The organism is Amycolatopsis sp. NBC_00355, from assembly GCF_036104975.1.
In the GTDB taxonomy this organism is placed as follows: domain Bacteria; phylum Actinomycetota; class Actinomycetes; order Mycobacteriales; family Pseudonocardiaceae; genus Amycolatopsis.
Map to the genome: position 1 here is coordinate 9,366,099 of NZ_CP107982.1, position 21,851 is coordinate 9,387,949.

The 21,851-nt window shown below is 71.3% G+C and carries 21 protein-coding genes; 12 read left to right on the forward strand and 9 right to left on the reverse strand.

Annotated features, from left to right (window positions below; all coding sequences use genetic code 11):
* The first annotated feature begins 3 nt into the window (after positions 1–3).
* From OHS18_RS43560 to OHS18_RS43575, 4 genes are all read left to right on the forward strand, one after another.
* Positions 4–342: a hypothetical protein gene (locus tag OHS18_RS43560; RefSeq protein WP_328614744.1), complete on the forward strand. Its 339-nt coding sequence runs from the start codon at positions 4–6 to the stop codon at positions 340–342.
* Entirely contained in the window at positions 339–785 is a 447-nt protein-coding gene (locus OHS18_RS43565; protein ID WP_328442699.1) for a hypothetical protein, read from the forward strand. The genes OHS18_RS43560 and OHS18_RS43565 overlap by 4 nt, the downstream gene beginning before the upstream one ends.
* 102 nt (positions 786–887) lie before the next feature.
* Complete coding sequence (locus OHS18_RS43570) at positions 888–1,319, forward strand: CBS domain-containing protein (RefSeq protein WP_328614745.1); 432 nt, start codon at positions 888–890, stop codon at positions 1,317–1,319.
* A 42-nt stretch (positions 1,320–1,361) separates the two neighbouring features.
* Complete coding sequence (locus OHS18_RS43575) at positions 1,362–1,775, forward strand: hypothetical protein (RefSeq protein WP_328614746.1); 414 nt, start codon at positions 1,362–1,364, stop codon at positions 1,773–1,775.
* 4 nt (positions 1,776–1,779) lie between these two features.
* Here OHS18_RS43575 and OHS18_RS43580 read toward each other — a convergent pair whose 3' ends face one another.
* Positions 1,780–3,342, reverse strand: a complete 1,563-nt coding sequence (locus tag OHS18_RS43580) for a DUF4139 domain-containing protein (protein ID WP_328614747.1) — start codon at positions 3,340–3,342, stop codon at positions 1,780–1,782.
* Between the two features lie 84 nt (positions 3,343–3,426).
* Between OHS18_RS43580 and OHS18_RS43585 the strand changes: the two genes are divergently transcribed.
* The 3 genes from OHS18_RS43585 to OHS18_RS43595 all read left to right on the forward strand — a co-directional run bounded on the left by OHS18_RS43585 (position 3,427) and on the right by OHS18_RS43595 (position 7,182).
* On the forward strand, positions 3,427–5,226 hold the full coding sequence (locus tag OHS18_RS43585) for a Xaa-Pro dipeptidyl-peptidase (RefSeq protein ID WP_328614748.1): 1,800 nt from the start codon (positions 3,427–3,429) through the stop codon (positions 5,224–5,226).
* Between the two features lie 100 nt (positions 5,227–5,326).
* Positions 5,327–6,526: a sensor histidine kinase gene (locus OHS18_RS43590; protein ID WP_328614749.1), complete on the forward strand. Its 1,200-nt coding sequence runs from the start codon at positions 5,327–5,329 to the stop codon at positions 6,524–6,526.
* The gene (locus OHS18_RS43595; protein WP_328614750.1) at positions 6,523–7,182 is read left to right on the forward strand and encodes a response regulator transcription factor; all 660 of its coding nucleotides are present in this window, start codon (positions 6,523–6,525) and stop codon (positions 7,180–7,182) included. Before OHS18_RS43590 ends, OHS18_RS43595 begins: the two co-directional genes overlap by 4 nt.
* On the opposite strand, the gene OHS18_RS43600 is transcribed toward OHS18_RS43595, so the two are convergent.
* Together OHS18_RS43600 and OHS18_RS43605 are read right to left on the reverse strand one after the other, a co-directional pair.
* Positions 7,179–7,820: a response regulator transcription factor gene (locus OHS18_RS43600; RefSeq protein WP_328614751.1), complete on the reverse strand. Its 642-nt coding sequence runs from the start codon at positions 7,818–7,820 to the stop codon at positions 7,179–7,181. The two genes, OHS18_RS43595 and OHS18_RS43600, sit on opposite strands and share 4 nt — an antisense overlap.
* Positions 7,817–8,938, reverse strand: a complete 1,122-nt coding sequence (locus OHS18_RS43605; RefSeq protein ID WP_328614752.1) for a sensor histidine kinase — start codon at positions 8,936–8,938, stop codon at positions 7,817–7,819. Before OHS18_RS43605 ends, OHS18_RS43600 begins: the two co-directional genes overlap by 4 nt.
* A gap of 94 nt (positions 8,939–9,032) precedes the next feature.
* Here OHS18_RS43605 and OHS18_RS43610 point away from each other — a divergent pair, with 94 nt between their 5' ends.
* Both OHS18_RS43610 and OHS18_RS43615 read left to right on the forward strand, forming a co-directional pair.
* Positions 9,033–9,887 carry a M23 family metallopeptidase gene (locus OHS18_RS43610; protein ID WP_328442690.1) on the forward strand — a complete coding sequence of 285 codons (855 nt, stop codon included), beginning with the start codon at positions 9,033–9,035 and terminating at the stop codon, positions 9,885–9,887.
* Between the two features lie 158 nt (positions 9,888–10,045).
* Positions 10,046–11,110 (forward strand): DUF4192 domain-containing protein, encoded by a 1,065-nt coding sequence (locus tag OHS18_RS43615; protein WP_328614753.1) that lies wholly within the window; start codon positions 10,046–10,048, stop codon positions 11,108–11,110.
* A 218-nt stretch (positions 11,111–11,328) separates the two neighbouring features.
* On the opposite strand, the gene OHS18_RS43620 is transcribed toward OHS18_RS43615, so the two are convergent.
* From OHS18_RS43620 to OHS18_RS43645, 6 genes are all read right to left on the reverse strand, one after another.
* Complete coding sequence (locus OHS18_RS43620) at positions 11,329–11,520, reverse strand: hypothetical protein (RefSeq protein WP_328614754.1); 192 nt, start codon at positions 11,518–11,520, stop codon at positions 11,329–11,331.
* Positions 11,521–11,639: 119 nt separating this feature from the next.
* On the reverse strand, positions 11,640–12,260 hold the full coding sequence (gene shbA / locus OHS18_RS43625) for an RNA polymerase sigma factor ShbA (RefSeq protein ID WP_328618682.1): 621 nt from the start codon (positions 12,258–12,260) through the stop codon (positions 11,640–11,642).
* A 173-nt stretch (positions 12,261–12,433) separates the two neighbouring features.
* Positions 12,434–13,093 (reverse strand): hypothetical protein, encoded by a 660-nt coding sequence (locus OHS18_RS43630; protein ID WP_328614755.1) that lies wholly within the window; start codon positions 13,091–13,093, stop codon positions 12,434–12,436.
* A 640-nt stretch (positions 13,094–13,733) separates the two neighbouring features.
* Complete coding sequence (galE, locus tag OHS18_RS43635; RefSeq protein ID WP_328442688.1) at positions 13,734–14,723, reverse strand: UDP-glucose 4-epimerase GalE; 990 nt, start codon at positions 14,721–14,723, stop codon at positions 13,734–13,736.
* A 90-nt stretch (positions 14,724–14,813) separates the two neighbouring features.
* On the reverse strand, positions 14,814–15,998 hold the full coding sequence (gene galK, locus OHS18_RS43640; RefSeq protein ID WP_328614756.1) for a galactokinase: 1,185 nt from the start codon (positions 15,996–15,998) through the stop codon (positions 14,814–14,816).
* Positions 15,995–16,711 carry a metal-dependent transcriptional regulator gene (locus OHS18_RS43645; protein WP_305879379.1) on the reverse strand — a complete coding sequence of 239 codons (717 nt, stop codon included), beginning with the start codon at positions 16,709–16,711 and terminating at the stop codon, positions 15,995–15,997. The genes galK and OHS18_RS43645 overlap by 4 nt, the downstream gene beginning before the upstream one ends.
* Positions 16,712–16,822: 111 nt before the next feature.
* On the opposite strand from OHS18_RS43645, the gene OHS18_RS43650 reads away from it, so the two are divergent.
* From OHS18_RS43650 to OHS18_RS43660, 3 genes are all read left to right on the forward strand, one after another.
* Positions 16,823–17,668, forward strand: a complete 846-nt coding sequence (locus OHS18_RS43650; protein ID WP_328614757.1) for a sulfurtransferase — start codon at positions 16,823–16,825, stop codon at positions 17,666–17,668.
* A 323-nt stretch (positions 17,669–17,991) separates the two neighbouring features.
* Entirely contained in the window at positions 17,992–19,161 is a 1,170-nt protein-coding gene (locus tag OHS18_RS43655) for an acetoin utilization protein AcuC (protein ID WP_328614758.1), read from the forward strand.
* 6 nt (positions 19,162–19,167) lie between these two features.
* The gene (locus OHS18_RS43660) at positions 19,168–21,849 is read left to right on the forward strand and encodes a bifunctional acetate--CoA ligase family protein/GNAT family N-acetyltransferase (RefSeq protein ID WP_328442684.1); all 2,682 of its coding nucleotides are present in this window, start codon (positions 19,168–19,170) and stop codon (positions 21,847–21,849) included.
* Positions 21,850–21,851 lie beyond the last annotated feature (2 nt).

The window sequence follows — 21,851 nt, forward strand, 5'->3', positions numbered from 1 at the left end:
TTCATGGCCGAAGGCGGCTTCGCCCGGCACGTCCGCCGGATGCGCAAGGTCTACCGCGACCGGCACGAGCTGCTGTCCCGGTTGCTCGTCCGGGACTTCGCCGGCGTCCTCACGCCGCTGCCGTCGACCGCGGGCCTGCACCTGAGCGCGGCTTCCGCCTTCGACACGGGCTCGTGGGTCCGGCGCGCCCGGCACCACGGCGTCCGGCTGTACTCGCTGGGCGACTTCGGTGCGGGCGAGCGGCGGCACGGGCTCGTGTTCGGTTACGGTGCGGTCGCGGCCGAGCGGATCGAGCCGGGGCTGGCCCGGCTGCGCTCACTCGCCGACCGAGGAGCGGGATGACCGACGACGTGATGGTGGCGATCGACGCGGGTCTGCGGCAGCACATGGGCGGAGACCGCGCGGGCGCGTACGCGACCTTCGCCGAGCTGTGGGCGTCGGTCGGACCGGACGGCGACCCGCTGCACCGCGTCGCGCTCGCCCACCACATGGCCGACGTCTGCGACGACCCGGCCGAGGAGCTCGAGTGGGACCTGCGGGCCCTGGCGGCGGCGGACTCCCTGACCGACTCGCGGGCGCAGGAGTACCACTCGTCGCTGGCCGTGCGCGGGTTCTACCCGTCGCTGCACCTCAACCTGGGTGAGGACTACCGCAAGCTGGGCGACCTGACCGCCGCCCGCGAGCAGCTGGACCTGGCACGATCCCGGCTGGACGCCCTCTGCGACGACGACTACGCAGCCGGGATCCGGCTCGCGCTGGACGGCCTGGCCGAACGTCTCGGCTGAATCGGTCCGAATACCACGAACACGCCCCGTTTGCCGGACTTTCGCGCGGTGCTGCCGGGCCCTAACCTGTTGTGACCCAGTTCACCGACGGGAAGGATCGCCATGCGGATTGCGGATCTGCTGCGCAAGAAGGGGACGGCCGTGGCCACGGTCACTCCGGAAACCACGGTGACCACGCTGCTGGCCGGACTGGCGGACAAGAACGTCGGTGCGATGGTGGTCGTCGCGCCGGACGGGTCGATCGCCGGCATCGTCTCCGAACGCGACGTCGTCCGCCGCCTCAACGACCACGGTCCCACCCTGCTGGACGGCCCGGTAGCCGACATCATGACGACCTTGGTCGCCAGCTGCGGCCCGGACGACTCGGTCGACCAGCTGTCGGTCCTGATGACGGAGCGCCGCATCCGCCACGTCCCCGTCCTGGACGACGGCCGGCTGGCCGGGATCATCTCCATCGGGGACGTGGTGAAGAACCGGATGGAAGAGCTGGAGAAGAGCCAGGAACAACTGGAGGCCTACATCTCCCAGGGCTGATACCCGCGGCGCCGCGAAGTACCCGATCGTTAGGCTTCGCCGATGCAATACGGGTACTTCGCCGCCGCGGACGATGCCGAAGTCGTCCGCATCCTCGACCGCTTCGACGAGCAGGCCGAGGGAACCGGTCACTTCGAGCTGGTGGTCAAGCACGCCGACCCGCTCGAGGACCTGCTCCCAGCGGAAATGAGCCTGACCCGCCGGACCGAGGCCGAGCTCGAGGCCGACCCGCGGCGCGGCAAGTTCCTCGGGGAGATCCACGACGGCGAACTGGCCGCGCTCGCCCTGTCGGACGTGTTCAAGGAGGCTCTGTCCCGGGCGTCCGACGCCGATCTGCGTACCGCTGCGGTGGCGATCGCCGGCCCGGACGAAGACGTCGTCTCCTTTTTCAAGAGCCTTGCGGAAATGGCCCGCCGCGATGCGAGCCACCACCTGTACTGCTGGATCTCCGTGTAGGGCTTCACTCCCGCCAGCCAGCGAGTTCCACGCCCTTCGCCACGTCCACCCGGTACGACAGCGTCACCACCTGCGTCTCGCCCGCGCCCACCGTCAGCTTCCACGTGAACTCGCCCATCGCCGACGTCTCCGCCGGTTCCGGCGTCGTGCGAATGTCCCGCACCGTGATCGTGTCGTCGCGGGACACCGGCGCCTGGTCCAGCACCGTCACTTCCGCCGCGCGCGGGCCGTGGTTCGCGACCGAAATCCGGTACTCCGCCTCGCGCCGCTTCTGGCCGGACAACGTCGCCTTCGATGCCGTGCGGCGGGTCAGCTCACGCTCGATGCGGATGCGGTCGTCGACGCCCAGGGCCAGCTCCAGTTCCTCGCCGGGAGCCCACGGTTCCAGTTGAGTCGTGCCGACGAACTCCGTGTCGTGGAAGACCGAGGCGCGGCCCGGACGCAGGGCGTGGTCCGAGCTGTTGACGACGACCGCCCGCAGGTACGCCTCCTCCGCCAGCACCGGCGCGGTGACGTAGCCCAGCGAGGCCGTGAGATCCAGTTGCGCCAGCGTCGTGCGGTGACCTTGCGCGCCCGAGGGCACCTCCACCGGGCGTGAAGGCCGGTAGGTGACGGCCGTCGTGCCCTGCTCGACCGCCGCGAACTTCGGCGCCATCGCCGGTGCCGGGGCCGACGCCGCGAAGCGGGCCATCCGCGCGCCCTCCGGGACGCCGCCGCCCGAGCCGCCGTATGCCGCCGCGGGGGTCGGGGGCGGCGGCACGCGGCGGTCGAGGTACCACGGCTGCAGCTCCGGGACGACCACCGAGACGGCCGGCCGTGCGGTCGACAGCGCCAGCTCGCACTCCGGCCAGTCCTCGCCCGTGTACTGGCTGACCAGCCCGTACGACGTCACGGTGACGTCGGCGCCGCGGACGCGGATGTCGTAACCCGGTTCCCAGCTCGCGCCGGGGACCACATAGGACAGTTCCAGATCCGCCGAACCCGCCGCGTCCGAGATCTCCAGCTCCACGACCACCGACGTACTGTCCTGTTCGGACTGTGCGCTGTGCTCCGCGATCCGCCGGTCGAGCGCGTCGAGATCCTCGCGCAGCCGGGTGACGCGGTCGGCGAGAGCGCGCCGGGACTTCAGTGCCGCGGCCAGCCGCGAACTCAGCGCGTCGGTCACTTCCCCGACGCGCGAAGGCTCGGCCGTGCCGGCGGCCAGCGCCTTCGCGAAGCTGCCGCCACTGCGCTTCGCGAGCGACGTCAGCAGATCCACCTTCATCGCTTCGGCCGCTTCGTCGTCGATGACGCCGTCGAGCGTGGCCTGGTCCGCGCGCCGCTGCTCGACGAGGGCCCGCAGCGCGGCGTCGGCCGGCGAAGCGTGCCGCTCGGTGCGGACGTCGACGCCGGTGATCAGCGCCGGGCCGGTGCCGGTGACGCGGACCGAGCCCGGGTCGAGCGACAGCGGCAGCCCGGCGAAGGTCAGCCGCGGGCCGCCGTCGAGGGGTGCCTTGCCCCGGCGGGTGATCCGGGCCTGCTGCGGGTAGACGGTCACGGCGGCGATCGGTGCTTCGACGGTCGGCATGCCTCCGACGTTAGTCTCTTGACGCCGGATCGGGCCGGACGGAAGTGTGGTGACCCGTCCGCTTCGCCCGGCTTGGGGGGTTAAGTGAAAGCCGCAATCCTGGTCGCCGCCGTGCTCGCGCTGCCGTTGACCGCGGTCACCGCCGAGGCCGCCGAACCGCCCGCGCCCGTGTTCACCGGCGGCCAGGCGCAGCCGGTGTTCGACCCGGCCGACGTCATCCGCGAGGACGTCTGGGTCACCGCGCCGGTCGACAGCGACCACGACGGCGCCGACGACCTCGTGCACGCCCAGGTCGTGCGCCCGCGCGCGACGCTGCAGGGGATGAAGGTCCCCGTCGTCTACCAGGCCAGCCCGTACTACGCGGGCGGCAACGACGTCGCGAACCACGACGTCGACGTCGAGCTGTCCGCGCCCGGCTACGCCCGCGAAGCCGAAGGCCCGCGCGTCGCCGCGCACGGTGTCGGCCCGGCCGCCCCGATCACCTGGCGCTACCAGGACTACTTCACCGCGCGCGGCTTCGCCGTGGTGTACGGCGAATCGCTCGGCAGCGGCCTCTCGACCGGCTGCCCGACCACCGGCGACGTCAACGAGACCATCGGCGCCCGCTCGGTCGTCGACTGGCTCAACGGCCGCACGCCCGCGAAGGACGCCGCCGGCGCCGCGGCGAAGGCCGACTGGAGCACCGGCAAGACCGGCATGATGGGCGTGTCCTACAACGGGACGCTGCCCAACGCCGTCGCGAGCACCGGCGTCGAAGGCCTCGAGACGATCGTGCCGATCGCCGCGATCTCCAGCTGGTACCAGTACTACCGCAACGACGGCGCGGTCGTCGCGGCCGGCGGTTACCAGGGCGAGGACGCCGACGTGCTCGCCGAGTACGTCTACACCCGCGCCGATCGGCAGGTCTGCCGCCCGGTCATCGACGGCCTGACCCGCGACCAGGACCGGGTGACCGGCGACTACACACCGTTCTGGGACGTCCGCAACTACCGCAACGACGTCGCGAAGGTGCACGCCTCGGTGCTCGCCGTGCACGGCCTCAACGACTGGAACGTCAAGACCGACCAGGTCGCCGAGTGGTACGAAGCGCTGAAGGCGCACGGGGTCGAGCACAAGATCTGGCTGCACCAGTCCGGCCACGCCGACCCGTACTCGCTCCGGCGCGACGTCTGGCTCGCGACGCTCAACAAGTGGATGTCGCACTACCTCTACGGCGTCGGCAACGGCATCCAGAACGAGCCGAAGGCGACGATCCAGCGCGAAGACCTGTCGTGGACCGACGAAGCCGACTGGCCGGCGCCGACCACCGCGGACGTCCGCGTCTACCCGTGGCCCGGCGGCCGGTCCAAGGGCACCATCGACACCCGCAACCCGGTGCCGGGCAAGGCCACCGTCGAGACCCTCGCCGACGACGCGACCAAGACGATCGAGCAGCTGGCGAACACCGCTTCCTCCGGAAACCGGCTGCTGTACACGACTTCCGCGGCGAAGCAGCCGGTGCGCCTCTCCGGGACGGCGCGGGCCGACCTCGCGCTGACGTTCGACCGGCCCGCGGCGAACGTCTCGGCGATCCTGCTCGACCGCGCCCCCGACGGCACGTCCCACGTGATCAGCCGCGGCTGGACCGACCCGCAGAACCGCACCGACCCGGCCGTCACCGAGCCGATCACACCGGGGCAGGGCTACCGCGTCGGCGTCGAACTGATGCCGAAGGACTACATCCTGGCCACCGGGCACCGGCTCGAGTTCCTGCTGGCTTCCAGCGACCACGACTACACGCTGCGGCCCAAGCCGGGCGCGGGCCTGGCGCTCGACCTGACGAAGACGACGGTGACGCTCCCGGTCACGGGCGGCAAGCCGGCGCTGCGAGCCGCGTTCGGCTGAGCACGCCGTCCGCCTGCGGGCGCATTTCGCACCGGAGTCATCCTTGCGATGTAGTCGCGAGGCTGACGCGGTGGCGGCCCGGTTCGGCGAGAATGGGCCGGTGACCGCCTTCGCCTGGACCGGGCCGCTCGCCCGGCCGACCGGCCCGCTGCCACGGCCGTCCCGGACGGGCTGGGCCTTCGACATCGTGCTGGCGTTCGCCGTGATCACGATCGGGCTCGACTACCTGACGGCGCTCGGCAACCGGATCCCGCTCGACGCGCACACCGCGCGGATGATCGGGCTGGTCGCGCTGTCGCTCGTGTCGGGCGTCGCGCTGGTCTTCCGCCGCCGCTACCCGCTGGCCGTCTTCTGGGTCGTGCTCGGGGCGCTAGTGCTGACGCCGGACCTGGCGTCGCGGCTGATCTTCTACCCGTTCGTGATCGCCGCCTACAGCGCGGCGGCCTTCAGCCCGTACCGGATCCCTACGCTGGTCAGCCTGGCCCTGGGCGTGTTCGAGACCGGGGAGCTGCGTTACGACGTCTGGCCGATCGTGCCGACCCAGTACGTCACGCTGCTCATCGTCGTCCCGATGCTCGTCGCGACCCTCGGGCTGCGCGCCTGGCGGGTCCGGGCCGACGCCGAGCGCGAGCGGCTGTCCGAAGTGGAGCGCCAGCAGGCGGACCGGCTGCGCGGCGCGGTCGAGGACGAACGCGCCCGCATCGCGCGGGAGCTGCACGACGTCGTCACGCACAACGTGAGCGTGATGGTCATCCAGGCCGGCGCCGCCCGGAAGATCATGGCCCGGTCCCCGGAGCAGGCCACCGAAGCGCTGCTCGCGGTCGAGGAGAGCGGCCGGCTGGCGATGACCGAGCTGCGGCAGGCCATGGGCCTGCTGACGACGGATCCCGACGGCCCGGACCTCACCCCGCAACCGGGCCTGGACCAGCTGCCCGCGCTGGTCCGCCGGGTGCGCGACGCCGGCGCGGACGTCGAGCTGACGATGACGGGCGACCCGCGGCCGGTGCCGTCCGGGGTCGGGCTGGCCGCCTATCGCGTGGTGCAGGAAGCGCTGACCAACGCGGTGAAGCACGCGGCGGGCGCAGCCGCGCGGGTCGACGTCGGGTACGGCCCCGACGGGCTGCGCGTCGAGGTCACCGACACCGGGGGAGCGGCCGCCCCCGCCGCGGCCACCGGCGACGGCCGTGGTCTGCTGGGCCTGCGCGAGCGCCTCGCCGTCTACGGCGGCACGCTGCGGGCCGGCCGGCGTCCGAGCGGCGGCTTCCGCGTCGAGGCCCTGATCCCCCTGGAGGCGGTGTGACCCGGGTACTCGTCGCCGACGACCAGGCCCTGGTCCGGACCGGGTTCCGGATGATCCTCGCGGCCGACGGGATCGACGTCGTCGGCGAGGCGACCAACGGCGCCGAAGCCGTCGACGCCGTCCGCCGGACCCGCCCCGACGTCGTCCTGATGGACATCCGGATGCCGGAACTGGACGGCTTGGCCGCGACCCGCCGCATCCTCACCGGCGCTCCCGGCGAGCCCCGCGTGATCATCCTGACGACGTTCGACCTCGACCGGTACGTCTACGCGGCCCTCGCGGCCGGGGCCAGCGGGTTCCTGCTCAAGGACGTCACGCCCGAGCACCTGGTCGCGGCGGTCCGCACGGTCCGCACCGGCGACGCCCTGCTGGCGCCGGTGATCACCCGGCGTCTGGTCGAGCGGTTCGCGCTCCGCGACCCCGGCGCGGAACGGCTGCGCCGGGACCTGTCCGCGCTCACCCCGCGCGAGCTGGAGGTGTTGCGCCTGCTCGCCGGCGGCTTCAGCAACGCCGAACTCGCCGGGCGGCTGCACCTGGCCGAAGCGACCGTGAAGACGCATGTCGCGCGGATCCTCGCGAAGCTGGACCTGCGGGACCGCGTCCAAGCCGTCGTGCTGGCCTACGAGACGGGGCTCGTGAAGCCCGGGGTGAACTAGTCCGCGATGCCCGAGCGGTACGCGAACGCCACGGCTTGGGCGCGGTCGCGCAGCCCGGCCTTGGTGAACAGGTGGTTCACGTGGGTCTTCACGGTCGCCTCGCTCACCACGAGCGTGCGCGCGATCTCCGTGTTCGACAGGCCCGCCGCGATCAGCCGCAGCACCTCGATCTCGCGGGCGGTCAGGCCTTCGATCTCCTTCACCCGCGCGGGCACGCTGCGCGTGGCGGCCTCGACGAGCCGGCGCTGCAACTCACCGTCCACTGTGGACTGTCCGTCGGCGGCCGAGCGCAGGGCCCGGGCGATCGCCTCGGCGTCGGCGTCCTTGGTGAGGAAACCGCGCGCCCCGGCGCGCAACGCGGCCAGCAGCGACTCGTCGTCGGCGTAGGTGGTGAGCACGACGACCTCGGTGCCCGGGTGCTCGGCGCGGACCCGTTCGGTGGTCTCGACGCCGTCGCAGCGCGGCATCCGCAGGTCCACCAGCAGCACGTCGGGCCGGTGCTGCGCGACCAGGTCGAGCGCGGCGAGGCCGTCGGCGGCCGCGCCGACCACCTCGACACCCGGCAGCAGCCCGAGCAGCGTCACCAGGCCTTCCCGCACCACCGCCTGGTCGTCGGCGAGCACGACGCGCAAGCTCACGCCGGCACCGTCAGGTGAATCCGCCATCCGTCCTCCCCCGGCCCGCTCTCGAAGCGCCCGTCGAGCAGCGCGACCCGTTCACTCATCCCGCGCAAACCGTAGCCTGCCGCCGGCGCGTCCGGCGGCCGCCTGCCCTGCCGGTCGGCCACGGTCAGCGTCACTTCGTCACCGGAGTAGCCCAGGCGCACGTCGACGTCCGCCTTCGCGGCGTGCTTGCGGGTGTTGGCCAGCGCTTCCTGCACCGCGCGGACGAGCGCGGTGCCGACCGCCGGGTCCAGCTCGCGCGGCTCGCCGTCGATGCGGAGGTCCGCGCGGGCCCCGCTGTCGAGCCGGTACGCGGTGAGCAGGTCCGCGATCGTCCGCTCCACCGGAACCGCGTCCTCGCGCAGCGCGGCGACCGCTTTCCGGGCTTCGGAGAGACCTTCGGACGCGAGCTTCTGGGCCCGTTCGATCTGCGCGACAGCGTCCGGGCTCGCCCCGTCGCGCACCAGCATCAGCCGCGCGCCCTGCAGGTTCAGCGAGAGCCCGGCCAGCGAGTGCGCCAGGACGTCGTGCAGCTCGCGGGCGATGCGGGCACGCTCGGCGAGCGCGGCGGCCCGCGCGTGCTCCTCGGTCGCCGTCTGCGCGCGGGCCAGCGCCAGCTCGGTCTGCTCCATCTTGGCGAGCCGGGTCCGCCGGTTCAGCCCGAGCAGGATGATCACGGCCACGATCGTGTAGGTCGGCAGGGCGCCGCGCCAGGCGTCGTGCACCGCGGCCCAGACCGTGATCGCGGCGAAGTCGAGCAGGACGGCCACCACGATCGGGACGACCGGCTGCCGGAGCACGATGAAGAACGTGGTGCTGAACATCGTGATCGAGGCGAAGCTGTTCGGCACGGTCGCCCAGAGCGCGCCGGACGTGGCGACCACCGTGACCATCAGCGCCGCGGGCAGGGCCGGGCGGCCGTCGGCGTAGAGCCAGAGCAGGGGGATCGACAGCGCCAGGGTGACCCCGATGAGGATCCACGAGAGCGTGTCCGCCCGCGGCATCGCGGCGAACATCGGCACCACGATGAACCCCCAGCGCAGCCAGTCCTGGACCTGGGGGATCCGGTGGAACCGGGCCCATCGGGTGGTCATCGTCGGGGGTCCTCCGCTCGGGCTTGTACGGAAAATGTACCGACGCGGGCTTCGCTGTGCGGTGTCAAGCTTCCCCCTGTCAGGAGGTTCACCCATGTCCAGGTTGCGACGGCTCGCCGTGTTCGCCGCCGCCGCGGCGCTGCCCGCGCTCGGCCTCACCCTCGCCGGCCAGGCGACCGCGTCCGCCGCGCCCAACTTCCAGGTGCCGTTCAAGTGCGGCACCACGGTGACCGCGGCGACGTTCAGCGGGCACAGCCCGGAGTACTCGGTCGACTTCCAGAAGTCGGGCATCACCGGGATGCCGGTGCTGGCGGCCGCGTCGGGCACCGTGACCCGGGTGGCGGACGAGGGCAGCACCAGCTACGGCAAGTGGATCGAGCTCGACCACGGCAGCGGCTGGCGGACGCGCTACGCGCACCTGTCCGCCCAGGAGGTCTCGGTCGGGCAGTCGGTCGCCGGCGGCAAGGAGATCGGCAAGGCCGGCGCGACCGGCGGGGTCACCGGGCCGCACCTGCACTTCGAAGAGCGGCTCGACAGCGTCGTCCAGAAGGCCAAGCTGAACGGCGTCGCGGTGCCGTACTACGGGCACACGGACTTCACGAGCAAGAACAACTGCGGCGGGAACCCGTACTCCGCCGAAGAAGTCTGCGGTTCCGGCTTTTCCGTCGTCGACCAGCAGGCCCTCGCCGGCTCGTCCGGCACGACGTACCTGCTGTACAACTCCTCGACCAAGGCGAACTGCGTGACGACGTTGAAAGCGACGTCGCTCGGCACGGCCAGCCCGGTCTCGGCGTTCCTCGAGGTCCAGGGGGCGGCGCGGACCACCGACTCCGGCAGCTTCACCTACTACGCCGGGCCGGTGAAGAAGACCGCCGCGGCCACCTGTGTGAAGTGGGGCGGCTCGGTGGGCAGCAACACCTACACCAGCCCGTTCGAGCACTGCGGCTGAGCGACCCCGGTCGGTGGGGCCGGGCACTCTAGCCCGCCCCACCGACAGGAACCGCCACTCCGGCCGGTCCGGAGCGCCTCTTGTCCACATCGCTCCCGGCCATCCACAGATTCGCCGTCACCGCCCCACCCGGCCCCGTCCTGCCCCACGGTGGAGGCATGACCACCTCCACCCCGACCGGCCGGCCGCCGGTCAGCCTCGACGATCCAGCGCAGCTGCTGGCCGCGCTCCCGTACCTGCTCGGCTTCCGGCCCGGTGCCTCGGTCGTCCTGCTCGGCCACTGCCCGCCGGGCGGCAAGCGCATCGGCCTGGTGATGCGCGCCGACCTCCCGCCCGGTGCCGAGCGCGCCCGCCAAGCCCGGGCGCTCGCACCCCGGTTCACCGTCGCCGAGCACATCGGCGTGACCCTGGCGATCATCGGCGGTGAGCGAAGACCCGGCGCCCCGCCGCCGCACGCGGGTTTCATCACCGAGCTGGCGGACGCCTTCGCCGAGCACGGCATCCCGGTGCTGCACGCGCTGTGGGCCGCCGACATCGCGACCGGCGCCCCCTGGGCCTGCTACTCCGGCGAAGACTGTCACGGTGAACTGCCCGACCCCCGGTCGACGGTGGTCGCGGCGGCCGCCACCGAGAGCGGCACGGTGGTGTTCGGCAGCCGTGAGGAAATGCTCGCGCAGCTCGCGCCGCGCTCGCCGGAAGCGGTGGCCCGCCGGTCCGGGGAACTGTCCCGGCTCTCGGAACCACCGTGGCCCGAAGCGACCCGCGTCGCCGACGCGGCCGCGGAGGTCCGCGCCGCGTTCGACCGGCAGCGTCGCGGCGAAGGCCCGCCGACGGACGCCGAGGCGGTCCGGCTGGCGTGCGCCTTGACGATCACCGAAATCCGCGACGTGTGCCTGACGATGGCCGTCCCACCCCGCGGCCCGGCGGCGCGTGAGGCCGAGCGCCTCTGGCTGACCCTGGTCCGGGAACTCCCGGCCCCCGAACGAGCCGAAGCGGCGGCCTTGCTGGGCTACACGGCTTTCATGCGCGGCGACGGGGCGTTCGCGGGCATGGCCCTGGACAACGCCCTCGATGCGGCCCCGGACCACCTGCTGGCCGGTCTGCTGACGAGGGTCCTGGACCACGGAACGCCCCCGGAGTTCCTGCTGGGCCTGGCGGTGGCCGCGGGCTCGGAGGGCGTCACGGGCTTCGGTCTGGAACCCGCGGAGCAACCGCCGTTCTGAGGCACGGTCTAGTATTCAGGTCTCGCTCTGCGGACAGGGTGTCCAAGGACTAGCCCGTGGTCCGCGGTCTCGCACCCGGCGAGTGGCTGCGCGCTTCTGCGAACTCGGCACAAGGTGCTTGTTCCGCCGCCTGGCCAAGCGGCGGCCCATGTGCTGGTGGGTACTCTGTGGAAATCGGTTTCGGCCGCTAAATCGAAGCCTGTGGTCGAGGTATCGACTCAGGGCCGATAGATCCTTTGCGTCCCAAAGTATGCGCATAAGACTGCATCGCCCGGGCTGTTTTGTGCCTGACGTTCCCAGAAACGTGTTGCTGCGTCGAGCAGGGTTGCGGTAGCGGCAGTTGCAATGGCGAGTGACTCGCCGGCGAAGACAAGTGTGGTGACAAAAGTCAGCGTGATGAGCAGGACCACGATAGCGGAAACTCCTGCCGATCCACATCGCCGGCGAGGTGCGACAGGTATGAGGTAAGGAATTGTCACAGAGGATCTCCTGATGGAAGGGCCTGTCGAACTTGATCTGAGCTGTGAATCTAAAATTCTTCGTCGCGGATCATGCCGCGGAGGCGGGTGAGGGCGCGATGTTGCGTGACCCGCACGGCCCCGGGTGAGATTCCCAGCGCTTCCGCGGTTTCAGTTGCCGAGAGGCCGACTGCTATGCGCAACGTGAGAATTTCCTGCTGCACGCGGGGAAGCGAGGTGAGCAGTCGACCAAGGCGGGCGCCGAGATCGAATTGGAGAGAGCGAGATTCGGGCTCGTTGTCAATCAGCGGGCGTTCCGGATGTTCAGCGACGGGCTCGGAGCGGTCGCGAGCAATGGCGCGATAGGCGTCTGCGACCTTATTGGCCGCGATCGCATGGATAAGGTAAAGAAAGGAGCCACCCTTGTCCTGGTAGTCCGGTAGGGCCTTCAGTATGGCGAGGCAGACTTCCTGTGCGACGTCGTCGGCTGAAAGGTAAGAGAGGTCTCGTCCCCCCATACGAGCGCGGCAGTACCGCACGACCACGGGCTCGATCATCTTCAGTAGGGTGTGGATCGCGGACGGGTTGCCCTCGCCCGCGTCTTTGACTAGAGGTTCGAGGTCTTCTTTGGTCAGATGTCCTGCAGGACGAGGCAACGAATTCGGAGTGCGGTAGTCCCTTGTGTGAGACATGGTCTTGAACTTCGGCGCCGGCTGCGAGAGAGCGTGTTCGGCTACCGATGCCGCGAGTGCCGGATCCGCGTGCCGACAGATCGAACGTGCTCCTGCTCGCCCAAGAGATGAACGGCTGATCAGGTCGTCAGAGTTAAGGACAGAGGTAACAGTGACCATGGGAGCTTCACGAGTCATGATGTCGTCCCTCCGGGCCAGGCGATGCCGGACCGTCGGTGCTGGCGGTTGATCTTGGCGCGGACGGCTCCGGGGGTGGTCGGTGTTCCGGAAGCGGTGAACAGTTCGGCAATCTCGACAAAGTTGTAGCCAAGGGCTCGGTAGAGCACGGCTTTCTTGATCTCATTGTTGGGGAGGTCGCTGAAGGCTGACCAGGCATCCATCCAGTCGAGGACTGCGCCATCTGCGGCCAAGTCCATCGGTTCGTTCAGCGTGGTGTTGTCAACAGGTGGGGGTATGTACTTGCGAGCTGTTGCGATCTTGCGACAGTTATTGGGAAAGCTGAGGATGCACGCGTTGATGAAGTATGTGGTAAGGCGTGCGCCGCTCGTCGGATCCCACTTCCGTTTGATTAGGCCATCACGCTGGAAGAGTGCGATTCCATCGAGCACCGTGTCGTGGGAGAGTGACCCTCGTTCGTCATCATCGGGAGGAGGGGCAAGTGGACTGACGAGCCAAGCGAACTTTTTGCAGAGAGCATATATCTCTCCGCTGTGGATCCAAGCAGTGATGACACCTACTCCGTACTCGGCGAGCTCACCCGCGAGCCGGCTCCACAGGACGCTGTCGAACCCCTGCCTGAGAATGGCGTCACGAAGTTCGCAGTCTCTCTGCATGTCCGTGTCATTTTCGAAATGGGTGCCGTCTGCTGCCTGCGGTGGTATGTCTGCGAGGCTGCGTTGTGAGGCCCGTGGAGTCCTGCGTGCGAGGAGGCGTCGCCTCGGTGGCTCAGAAGCGGGATCACGGTCCTGCTCATCGTCCTGTGCCATACGTTGTGGCCCTTCGTGGGAGAGTGCTCGCTGCGCTGCCCATGCGTGGCGAGCTGGTTATACCCACTTCTATGTCTTGCGTTCGTCCTCAGCGTACGTCTTCGATGAAGATTTTCTGCGTTAGATCAACTGCGTGGCACACTTGCCCTGCCTGGGTGTGAGCAGTCAGTGAGCCGTCTGTTCGCTGACTGGCGCTGATCTCGGTCAGTTGTTCGGCGGCGGCCTGCACCTTTACTGCACAGGTGGCGACATTGCATTGGCCAATGCAATGATCATGTTCAGTCGATCGACTGCCCGTCGGGCATGAATATTCACTCTAAAGGTTGAAGATCGATCTACTCGTGATTAGATATTTGATCTTGCTGTGGCGCGTTCAGGCTCACTGCACTTAATAATTGTCATGGAGCAACTAAGTAGTTTTAGATGCTGCCCGCAAAGCATCCGGCATGATCGTGGCGCCCGCTCGCCGCCGAGCGCCACCCCACCGTCAGCTCTGGGCCGCGCGCCGCGACTGGGTGAACGTCCACGCGTCGCGCACGATGCCCGTCAGGTCGGTGCGCTCCGGCTTCCAGCCGAGCTCCTCGCGGGCCCGGTCGCTGGCCGCGACGAGCACCGACGGGTCGCCCGCGCGGCGCGGCGCCACCGCGGCCGGCACGGCATGGCCGGTGACCTCGCGGCAGGCCTCGATCACCTCGAGAACGGAGAACCCGGTGCCGTTGCCCAGGTTGTAGATGCGGTGCTCGCCGGCTGTCGCGTGCTTCAGCGCCAGCAGGTGGGCGTCCGCGAGGTCCACGACGTGGATGTAGTCGCGGACGGCGGTGTGGTCCGGCGTCGGGTAGTCGTCGCCGAAGATCTGGATGCGCTCGCGGTCGCCCGTGGCGACCTGCAGAACGAGAGGGATGAGATGGGTTTCCGTGGCGTGGCGCTCGCCGAGGGCGCCGTACGCGCCGGCGACGTTGAAGTACCGCAGGCTCACCGCGGCCAGGCCGTGCGCGCCGGCGAAGGTGGTGATCGCGTGGTCGATGGCCAGCTTCGTGGCGCCGTAGGTGTTGGTCGGCCGGGTCGGCGCGGACTCCGCGATCGGCGAGGACTCCGGCTCGCCGTAGGTCGCCGCGGTCGAGGAGAACACCAGGCGCGGCGTGCCGTGCTCGTGCATGGCCTCGAGCAGCCGCAACGACGTGACGACGTTGCCTTCCCAGTACTTCGTCGGATCGGTCATCGACTCGCCGACCAGCGACTTCGCCGCGAAGTGCAGCACGCCGTCGAAGCCCTCGCGAAGCAGGCTGCCCGCCACCTCGGCAGCGTCACCCTCGATGAACCGCGCGTCCGGGTGGACGGCGTCGGCGTGCCCGGTGGACAGGTCGTCGACCACTGTGACCTGGTGCCCGGCCTCGACGAGCCGGGCGGCGCAGACGCTGCCGACGTACCCCGCTCCGCCCGTCACGACCAGTTTCAGGGCGTTGCTCTGCTCCGACACGTCCAAGCCTTCCTGCCGAGGGTGACTGTGCGCCACAGTCTTCCCCCTCGGGGACGTGCGGGCCCGGGCGGGGGTTGTCCCCGCCCGGGCTCAGACCTCGTCGCGCCCGGCGCCGCGGGACGGGACCGCGGTGAACGTCCGCGGCCGCCGGTAGCCGGCCTTTTCGAACGCCGCGTCCACCGCCGCCTTGACCCCGGCCAGGTCGGCGTCGCGGACCAATGCGATCGCCGAGCCGCCGAAGCCGCCGCCGGTCATCCGCGAGCCGAGCGCGCCGGCCTCGCGCGCCGAGTCGACCGCGAGGTCCAGCTCGGCCGTGGAGATCCGGTAGTCGTCACGCATGCTGACGTGCGAAGCGTCCAGGTACGGGCCGATCTCGGCGATCCTGCCCTCGCGCAGCAGCGCGACGACGTCGAGCACCCGCTGGTTCTCGGTGACCACGTGCCGCACCAGCGGCGCCAGGTCGGCCGGGAGCCGGTCGAGCGCGTCGGCGAGGCCTTCGGCCGTGATGTCGCGCAGGGCCTTCAGCCCGAGCAGCTCGGCCGCCCGTTCGGTGCCCCGCCGCCGCTCGCCGTACCCGCCTTCGGCGTGCGAGTGCTTGGTGCGGGTGTCCATGATCAGCACCTGCAGCCCGGCCTCGGCCAGCCCGAACGGCACCTGCTCCTGCTCGCCCGACCGCACGTCCAGGAACAGCACGTGGGACTCGGTGCAGCACAGCGACGCCGTCTGGTCGAGCAGGCCGGTCGGCGCGCCGACGAAGTCGTTTTCCGAGCGCTGCACCCACCGGGCCACCTCGGGCCGGGCCGGGACGCGCTCGTCGGTTCCGTCGATCTCCAGGCCGGCCAGGCCCAGCAGCGCCAGCGACACCGCGCACTCGAGCGCGTGGGAGGAGGACAGCCCGGCGCCCGACGGCACGTCGCCGGCGATGACCAGGTTCGCCCCGGCCGTGAAGCCCTGGTCGCGCAGCACCCAGGCGACCCCCGCCGGGTACGCGGCCCACCCGTCGACCCTGCCGGGTTCCAGGTCGGCGATCGTGAGCTCGCCGGAACGCTGGAGCTGCCCGTCGTCACCGAGCGTGGCCACGGACAGGACGCCGTCCTCCCGGGGCGACGCCGCCGCGGCCAGGCGGTGCGGCAACGCGAAGGGCAGCACGAAGCCGTCGTTGTAGTCGGTGTGCTCGCCGATCAGGTTCACCCGGCCGGGCGCCGACCACACGCCGGCCGGCGTGCCGCCGTGCACCGTGCGGAACGCCGCCGCGGCCTCCGAGGCCGGGCTCACCTGGCCTGCGCCAGGACGGCGTGCAGTGCGGAGGTGGAGACCTGCGCGGTGTTGTCGCCGCCGGTGACCTCGATGGTGCTGCCGTTGGCCTTGCCGATGACGACCGTGCCGCCCGGCACGATCCCGACGGACTTGAGCTCGGTCATCAGCGACTCGTCCAGCTGGACGTGCTCGGCGATGCGCCGGATCTCGACCCGGCCGCCGCCGGTGCGGGCGAACTCGTCGAGCCGGACGAGGTCGGCCTCCGCGGGCGGCGCGGGATCGCCGTCGCCCAGCTTGTCCAGACCGGGGATCGGGTTGCCGTAGGGGGAGGTGGTCGGGTGGTCGAGCAGCTTGACGAGCTTGCGCTCGACGGCCTCGCTCATCACGTGTTCCCAGCGGCAGGCCTCGTTGTGCACGTGCTCCCACTCGAGCCCGATGACGTCGACGAGGAGGCGTTCGGCCAGGCGGTGCTTGCGCATGACGGCGATCGCCAGTTCCCGGCCGTGGTCGGTGAGCTGGAGGTGCCGGTCGTCGGCGACCACGACCAGTCCGTCGCGCTCCATCCGGGCGACGGTCTGGCTCACGGTCGGACCGCTTTGCTGCAGGCGCTCGGCGATCCGGGCGCGCAGCGGGACGACACCTTCTTCTTCGAGTTCGTAGATCGTACGCAAGTACATCTCGGTGGTGTCGATGAGATCGTTCACGCTGTCCCCTTCGTCCGCGTTGCTCATCGTAGTCGTTGGCCCCGGCAGCGGCGGCGGGCCTGGGGATAACAACTCACCGGCGGTGGAAATGTCCGGCCCGGGCGGATCGGGGCCGCGGACCGCTGCAAGATGGGAGGTATGCGCTCGCTGATCAGCACCACCGACCTCGCCGCCGCACTGGCCGGCCCGGCCGGCGACCGGCCCGTCGTCCTCGACGTCCGCTGGCGGCTCACCGGCCCGCCGGGGGCCGAGTCCTACCGGGACGGTCACCTGCCCGGCGCGGTCTTCACCGACCTCGACCACGTGCTCGCGGCCGAGCCGGGCGAGGGCGGCCGGCACCCGTTGCCCGACCCCGTGGACCTGCAGCGGGACCTCCGCGCGGCCGGCGTGCGCGACGGCGGCCCGGTGGTGGTCTACGACGACGCCGACGGTTCGGTGGCGGCGCGGGCCTGGTGGCTGCTGCGCTGGGCGGGCCACGACGACGTCGCGGTCCTCGACGGCGGTTACGCGGCGTGGACCACGGACGGTCACGAGGTCGACACCGAGCCGGCGCGCCCGGAGCCGGGGGACATCGAGGTCCGGCCGGGCGGCATGCCGGTCCTGGACGCCGACGAGGCGGCCGCGCTGGCCCGCGACGGCCTGCTGCTCGACGCCCGGGCCGCAGCGCGCTACACAGGCGAAACGGAGCCGGTGGATCCCCGAGCGGGCCACATCCCGGGCGCGGTGAACGCCCCGTTCGCCGGCCACACGACCGCCGACGGCCGCTGGCACACACCGGAGGAACTGGCCGACCGCTTCGCCGGCCTGGGCCTGCGCCCCGGAGAACCGGTCGGCGCGTACTGCGGCTCGGGGGTGACGGCGAGTTCGGTGGTGCTGGCCCTGGAGATCGCCGGCCACCCGGGCGCGGGCCTGTACGCGGGCTCGTGGTCCCACTGGTCCCGCAACCCGGACCGCCCAGCCGCAACAGGCGACCTCCCCGGCTGAACCCGCCCACGTCCGAAAGCCGTGAAGGCCTCCTTGCCGGCTCTTCCGGCCGGTAAGGCCTTCACGACCTTCGGAGCACGACGTCGGCCCCGAGGGTTCGGTCGACGGAAGGCGGCCGGCCGAGCACGGTTCCCCAGATGCCTGGCGGCTGGTAGCGGCCCGGCCGGGCACGTTCGCCGCGGCCTGCGGGTGCGTGACCACGCCGGGTCCTCCCGGCCGTGATCGCCGCGACCTGCGGCGGGCCCGTGCCCGGCGGGTTCCGTGAGGCGGTGCCGGGCTCTTCGGGGCCGCGAACCGCTGCGATCGGCACTACAGTCGGGCGTATGGCGCCGGCTGTCGTGTGGGACTCCTCCCTGCTGGGTTACGACCTGGGCGGGGATCACCCGTTCAACCCCGTCCGGCTGGAACTGACCGTCCGGCTGGCCACCGAACTCGGCGTGCTCGACGGCGTCGAACTGCTCGTCCCGTCCGCCGCCGGGGACGAGGAGCTCCTGCGGATCCACGCGCCCGAATACCTGGCCGCCGTGCGGGAGGCGCCGCTCGTCGGGTGGGATGTCGGGCACGGGCTCGGGACCTCCGACAACCCCGTCTTCAGCGACATGCACGACGCCTCCGCGCTGGTCGTCGGCTCGACGCTGCTGGCCGCGCGCAAGATCGCCGAGGGCGAGGCCACCCGGGCGGTCAACATCGCCGGTGGGCTGCACCACGCGATGCGGGACCAGGCGTCCGGGTTCTGCGTCTACAACGACTGCGCCGTCGCGATCTCGTGGCTGCTCGACCACGGCTTCGAGCGGATCGCCTACATCGACACCGACGTCCACCACGGCGACGGCGTCCAGGCCGCGTTCTACGACGACCCGCGCGTCCTGACGATCTCGATGCACCAGCACCCCTTCACGCTCTGGCCCGGCACCGGCTACTCGGCCGAGACCGGCCGCGGCAAGGCCGACGGCACCGCGGTCAACGTGCCGCTGCCGCCGCGCACCCAGGACCCCGGGTGGTTGCGGGCGTTCAACGCCGTCGTCCCGTCGCTGCTGGCCGACTTCGAGCCGCAGCTGCTGTTCACCCAGTGCGGCGTCGACTCCCATGAGGAGGACCCGCTCGCGGACCTCTCGCTGTCCGTCGACGGCCACCGGACCATCTACACCACCCTGCGGGAGCTCGCCAACACCTACGCGGGCGGCAAGTGGATCGCCGTCGGCGGGGGCGGGTACCAGCTGATCCGGGTGGTCCCGCGGTCGTGGACGCACCTGATCGCCACCGTCCTCGACCGGGACGTCGACCCGGCGACGCCGTTGCCGCCCGGCTGGGTGTCGACCGTCGGCAAGGCGGCGCCGAACGCCGAGCTGCCGCGGGCCATGACCGACGACCGCGACACGGAGTTCAAGCCGTGGGGCGACGGCGAAGACGACCCGGTCGACATCGCCGTCCGGGACACCCGCCGAGCCGTCTTCCCCTTGCACGGCTTGGATCCCGACGACCCCAGGGACTGAGTGACCATGGCCGGACGGGACCCCTTCGACTACCCCCGCGACTGGGAGGCCGACGTCGTGCTGTCCGACGGCGGCACCGTCCACCTGCGTCCGGTGCTCCCGACCGACGCCGACGGCCTGGTCTCCTTCCACGGCAAGCTCTCCGAGCGCACCCGCTATTTCCGCTACTTCGGCGCCTACCCGCGGATCCCGGAGAAGGACCTGAAGCGGTTCTCCACCGTCGACCACCACGACCGGGTCGCCTTCGCCGCGTTCCTCGGCGACGACATCGTCGCGGTCGGCCGGTACGAGCGGCTGGACAGCGGGCCGTCGGCCGAGGTGGCCTTCGTGGTCAGCGACGTGCACCAGGGCCGTGGTCTCGGCTCGATCCTGCTGGAACACCTCGCCGCGGCCGCGTCGGAGTGCGGGCTGCGCCGGTTCGTCGCCGAGGTGCTCGCCGAGAACGCTGCGATGGTCCGCGTCTTCCGCGACGCCGGTTACCAGGTCAGCCGCGAGATCGAAGAGGGTGTACTGCACCTGGAGTTCGACATCGACCCGACCGAGGAGTCCCTCGCGGTCGCCCGCTCCCGCGAGCAGGCCGCCGAGGCACGCAGCGTGCACAACCTGCTGCACCCGACGTCGGTCGCGGTGATCGGCGCGTCCACCGACCCGGGCAAGGTCGGTCACGTCGCCTTCGTGAACCTCCTCGCCGCCGCGTTCACCGGCACCGTCTACCCGGTCAACCCCGAGCACCGCTCGGTGCGCGGCGTGCGCGCCTACCCGTCGGTGCTCGACATCCCGGACTCGGTCGACCTGGCGCTCGTCGCCGTGCCGGCCGAAGCCGTCGAGTCCGTTTTGGACGCTTGCCTGGCCAAGGGCGTGAAGACCCTGCTGATCGTCTCCGGCGGCTTCGGCGAGGCGGGCCCGCACGGCCTGCACGCCGAGCTGCGGCTGGTCGGCGAGGCCCGGGCGCACGGCATGCGCGTCGTCGGCCCGAACGCGCTCGGCGTGCTGAACACCGCGCCCGGCATCCGGCTCAACGCCACCCTCGCGCCGCGGTTGCCGGGCCGCGGCCGCACCGGGTTCTTCTGCCAGTCCGGCGCGCTGGGCACCGCGATCCTGGCCGACGCCGAAGCGCGCGGGCTCGGCCTGTCGACGTTCGTCTCGGCGGGCAACCGCGCCGACGTCTCCGGCAACGACCTGCTGCAGTACTGGGAAACCGACCCGGACACCGATCTCGTGCTGCTGTACCTGGAGTCCTTCGGCAACCCGCGCAAGTTCGCGCGGCTGGCGCGGCGGCTGGGCCGGACGAAGCCGATCGTCGCGGTGAAGTCGGGGCGCCACGCGGTCCGCTCGCAGCTGGCGGCGACGTCCACCGAGATCGACGAGGTCAGCGTCCAGGCCCTGTTCGAGCAGGCCGGGGTCGTCCGGGTCGAGTCGCTGGCGCAGCTGTTCGACACCGCCCTCGTCTTCGCGCACCAGCCGCTGCCCGCCGGGCCGCGGATCGCCATCGTCGGCAACTCCAGCGCGATCGGGCTGCTCGCCGCCGATACCGCCCGCGCGCAGGGGCTGCGGCTGGCGTCGGACCCGGTCGACGTCGGCCCGCAGGCCGGTCCGGAGGACTTCGCCAAGGCGGTGGGGGACGCCCTGACCTCGCCGGACACCGACGCGCTGGTCGTCGTGTTCGCGCCGCCGGTGGCGATCCCCGGCACGGCGTACGCGCGCGCTCTGCGGGAGACCGTCGTCGAACTGGGGCAGCGCAAGCCGATCGTCTCGACGTTCCTCGCCGCCGAAGGCGTCCCGGACGAGCTCGCCGTGCTTTCGGAGGACGGCGTGGCCAGCCGCGGCTCGATCCCGTCGTACCCGAGCCCGGAGCGCGCGGTGAACGCGCTGGCGAAGGTCGTCCGGTACGCGGCGTGGCGGCAGCGTCCACAAGGGACACTGGTGCGGCCGTCGGGGATCCACACCGAGCAGGCGCAGGTGATCGTGCGCGAGCTGCTGGACGCCGAGGACGGCAAGGCGATCCTGCTGCCGGACACTGATGTCGTGCGGCTGCTGGGGTGTTACGGCATCGACGTGGTGCCGTTCCGCGTGGTGTCCACTGTGGACGACGCGGTCGCGGCGGCGGCCGAACTCGGCTACCCGGTGACGCTCAAGGCGGTCGACGAGCGGCTGCGCGGCCGGCCCGACCTCGCCGGGGTGCGGCTCGACCTGGCGTCGGAGGACTCGGTGCGAACGGCTTACGCGGTGCTGCGCGAGATCTCCGGCGAGGACGACGTGTACGTGCAGCAGATGGCGCCGAAGGGCCTGTCGTGCGTGATCGGGCTGCAGGACGACCCGTCGTTCGGCTCGCTCGTGTCGTTCGGGCTGTCCGGCCTGGTCAGCACGCTGCTGGGGGACCGGGCCTACCGGGCGGTGCCGGTCACCGACGTCGACGCGGCGACGCTGCTGCGCGAGCCGCGGACGGCCCCGCTGCTCACCGGCTACCGCGGCGACGAGCCCGCCGACCTCGCCGCGCTGCAGGACATGGTGCTGCGCGTGGCCGCGCTCGCCGAGGACAACCCCGAGGTGCGGTCGCTGACGCTGGACCCGATCCTGGCCTCGCCCGACGGCGCGTTCGTCGCGAACGCCCGCCTGGTGCTGGGCCCACCACCGTCCCGGCCCGACACCGGCCCCCGGCGGCTGCGCGCGATCAACCCGGTGGACTGATC

What these genes read in the sequence shown, in the direction of transcription:
- OHS18_RS43560 (WP_328614744.1), top strand. Translation starts at nt 4, where the DNA reads ATGGCCGAAGGCGGCTTCGCCCGGCACGTCCGCCGGATGCGCAAGGTC.
- OHS18_RS43565 (WP_328442699.1), top strand. Translation starts at nt 339, where the DNA reads ATGACCGACGACGTGATGGTGGCGATCGACGCGGGTCTGCGGCAGCAC.
- OHS18_RS43570 (WP_328614745.1), top strand. Translation starts at nt 888, where the DNA reads ATGCGGATTGCGGATCTGCTGCGCAAGAAGGGGACGGCCGTGGCCACG.
- OHS18_RS43575 (WP_328614746.1), top strand. Translation starts at nt 1,362, where the DNA reads ATGCAATACGGGTACTTCGCCGCCGCGGACGATGCCGAAGTCGTCCGC.
- OHS18_RS43580 (WP_328614747.1), bottom strand. Translation starts at nt 3,342, where the DNA reads ATGCCGACCGTCGAAGCACCGATCGCCGCCGTGACCGTCTACCCGCAG.
- OHS18_RS43605 (WP_328614752.1), bottom strand. Translation starts at nt 8,938, where the DNA reads ATGACCACCCGATGGGCCCGGTTCCACCGGATCCCCCAGGTCCAGGAC.
- OHS18_RS43610 (WP_328442690.1), top strand. Translation starts at nt 9,033, where the DNA reads ATGTCCAGGTTGCGACGGCTCGCCGTGTTCGCCGCCGCCGCGGCGCTG.
- OHS18_RS43615 (WP_328614753.1), top strand. Translation starts at nt 10,046, where the DNA reads ATGACCACCTCCACCCCGACCGGCCGGCCGCCGGTCAGCCTCGACGAT.
- shbA (WP_328618682.1), bottom strand. Translation starts at nt 12,260, where the DNA reads ATGTCTCACACAAGGGACTACCGCACTCCGAATTCGTTGCCTCGTCCT.
- OHS18_RS43630 (WP_328614755.1), bottom strand. Translation starts at nt 13,093, where the DNA reads ATGCAGAGAGACTGCGAACTTCGTGACGCCATTCTCAGGCAGGGGTTC.
- OHS18_RS43645 (WP_305879379.1), bottom strand. Translation starts at nt 16,711, where the DNA reads ATGAGCAACGCGGACGAAGGGGACAGCGTGAACGATCTCATCGACACC.
- OHS18_RS43650 (WP_328614757.1), top strand. Translation starts at nt 16,823, where the DNA reads ATGCGCTCGCTGATCAGCACCACCGACCTCGCCGCCGCACTGGCCGGC.
- OHS18_RS43655 (WP_328614758.1), top strand. Translation starts at nt 17,992, where the DNA reads ATGGCGCCGGCTGTCGTGTGGGACTCCTCCCTGCTGGGTTACGACCTG.
- OHS18_RS43660 (WP_328442684.1), top strand. Translation starts at nt 19,168, where the DNA reads ATGGCCGGACGGGACCCCTTCGACTACCCCCGCGACTGGGAGGCCGAC.